This is a genomic window from Streptomyces sp. UH6 (genome assembly GCF_013421635.1).
Taxonomy (GTDB): Bacteria; Actinomycetota; Actinomycetes; order Streptomycetales; family Streptomycetaceae; genus Streptomyces; species Streptomyces abyssomicinicus.
Genome location: NZ_JACADT010000893.1, coordinates 1 through 2359, shown reverse-complemented (window position 1 = coordinate 2359; position 2359 = coordinate 1). Strand labels below are relative to the sequence as shown.

The following is a 2359-nucleotide window of genomic DNA, read 5'->3' as shown; positions in this document are numbered from 1 at the left end:
CGAAGCCGCCGCTGGCCGGGCGCCGCCCTCCGAAACCGTCGTGCAGGGCCGGCTCCCACAGGCCGAACACCGCGCCCTCGGGCCCCACCGCCAGCGCCTGCCGCCCGAGCCCGCCCAGCGGCGTCGGCGCGGCGATCACCTGTCCGCCCTCCTCGGGGATCCGCCGGGTCAGCGCCGTCGCGTCCCGGGTGGCCAGGTACACCGTCCACACCGTCGGCATCCGCCCGTCCCGTTTGGGCAGCAGGGCGGCCACCGGATCGCCCTCGCGGTGCGCCCACGCCGCGCCGCGAGGTCCCCCCGCCACCCCCCGCGGCCCCACCGCGTCGAAACTCCACCCGAACAGTTCCCCGTAGAAACGCTTGCCCGCCTCCACGTCGGGAAGCGAGGCGTCCACCCAGCAGGGAACGCCCTCGGCGGCATCGCCGCCCTCCGTATTCACGGATGCCCCATTTTCGGCCATAGCGCCAAGTTAGCGGCACGGGAACGGTCACGCAGTGCACCCGCACCCCATTTGCAGTCTGTCGAATAGCGCGCGAATCCCCCGTCGATAAGCTGACGACATGACAGGACACGTACGCACGGTCGACGGCCGCGTGGCTGGTCGGCGAGGGCAGGCGACGCGGCAGAAGCTGCTGGACTGCCTCGGAGAAATGCTCGGTTCCGCCCCTTACCGCGACGTGAAGGTGATCGACGTCGCCCGTAGGGCCGGCACCTCCCCGGCGACCTTCTACCAGTACTTCCCGGACGTCGAGAGCGCCGTCCTGGAGATCGCCGAGGACCTGGCGGCGGGCGGCGCGGGACTGGGCGGCCTGCTGGAGGGCCGGTCCTGGACGGGCCGGGCGGGATGGCAGACCGCGCAGGAACTGGTCGACGGGTTCATGGACTTCTGGCGGGCCAACGACGCGATCCTGCGGGTCGTCGACCTGGCCGCCGCGGAAGGGGACAAACGGTTCGCCAAGCTCCGGCTGCGCATCCTGGGCGCCGTCCACAAGGGGTTGACGGAAGCCATCGGCGGGCTGCGCTCCAAGGGCAAGGTCGACCAGGACGTGAGCCCCGCCGCCACCGCCGCCTCGCTGGTCGCCATGCTCTCCGCGGCGGCCTCGCACCAGAAGGGCGGCCACACCGGCTGGGGCTACAAGGCCGCCGAGCTGCGCCCGAGCCTGGCTCATCTCGTCCACCTCGGCGTCACCGGAAAGAGGCCGACCAGGTAGCCGGCGGGCACCCCTTTCCCTCGGATTTCCCGGGTTTCCCCGCGGATCCGGCGGGTTTCCCCGCGGGCCCGCGTCCTGTCATCCGGACCGCCGGGCGGCCGGTGCCGCGTTCCGGCCGATTTCCACCGCCCGCACCTCGCGCGCGACTCCGCCCGTCCACAATTCACCCGTGAGCGTGACCGATTCGGAATCAATTCCGGTCTTGACCGAGACCCATCAAGTGATTTCCTGAATAAAATCTCGGCATCATGCTCGAAAAGCACATTCCTCAGGACTCCCCGTCCCACGCCCGGCACCCCGTGTACGTCGTCGGCGGCGGGCCCGGAGGACTGGCCGCGGCGCAGGCGCTGCGGGCGCGGGGGATCCGCGCCGTCGTGCTGGAGAAGTCGCCCCGGGTGGGCGACTCCTGGCGCCGCCACTACGACCGGCTGCACCTGCACACCACCCGCAAGCGGTCCTCGCTGCCCGGACTGCCGATGCCGCGTTCCTTCGGCCGGTGGCCGGCCCGCGACGACATGGTGCGCTACCTGGAGCGGTACGCCGAACACCACGGGCTGGAGGTCGTCACCGGTGTCGAGGTCTCCCGGCTGGAGCGGGCCGGCGAGGGGGCCGACGGCTCCTGGGTGCTGCACGCGACCGGGGGGCGGCGGCTGACCGGCAGCGCGGTCGTGGTGGCCACCGGCTACAACCACACCCCGCGCACCCCCGACTGGCCCGGCCTCGACGGCTTCACGGGCGAGTTCCTGCACGCCTCCGCCTACCGCTCCGGCACCGCCTTCGCCGGACGTGACGTGCTGGTCGTCGGCGTCGGCAACACCGGGGCGGAACTCGCCGTCGACCTGGTCGAGCGCGGAGCGGCGCGGGTCCGGCTGGCGGTGCGGACGGTGCCGCACATCGTGCGCCGCTCCACCGCGGGGTGGCCGGCGCAGAACACCGCGATCCTGGTCCGCCGGCTGCCCGTGCGACTGGTCGACCGGCTGGCCCGCACCATGGCCGGGGTGAGCGTGCCCGACCTGTCGGCGCACGGGCTGCCGAGGCCGGACACCGGTCTGTACTCGCGGGTGCGCGAGGGCGCGATCCCGGTGCAGGACGTCGGCCTGATCGACGCGGTGCGCCGGGGCCGGGTGGAGGTGGTCGCCGCGGTGGAC

At 73.0% G+C, this 2359-nt stretch carries 3 protein-coding genes; 2 read left to right on the top strand and 1 reads right to left on the bottom strand.

All coding sequences use genetic code 11. The annotated features are described in order from the left end of the window. The coding region (locus HW445_RS27250) for a VOC family protein (RefSeq protein ID WP_257231317.1) at positions 1-460 on the bottom strand (460 nt) is incomplete at its 3' end. A 100-nt stretch (positions 461-560) separates the two neighbouring features. Here HW445_RS27250 and HW445_RS27245 point away from each other — a divergent pair. Further along, the gene (locus HW445_RS27245; RefSeq protein ID WP_180223532.1) at positions 561-1211 is read left to right on the top strand and encodes a TetR family transcriptional regulator; all 651 of its coding nucleotides are present in this window, start codon (positions 561-563) and stop codon (positions 1209-1211) included. Between the two features lie 248 nt (positions 1212-1459). Beyond that, a partial coding sequence (locus HW445_RS27240; RefSeq protein ID WP_180223531.1) for an NAD(P)/FAD-dependent oxidoreductase occupies positions 1460-2359 on the top strand: 900 nt, incomplete at its 3' end.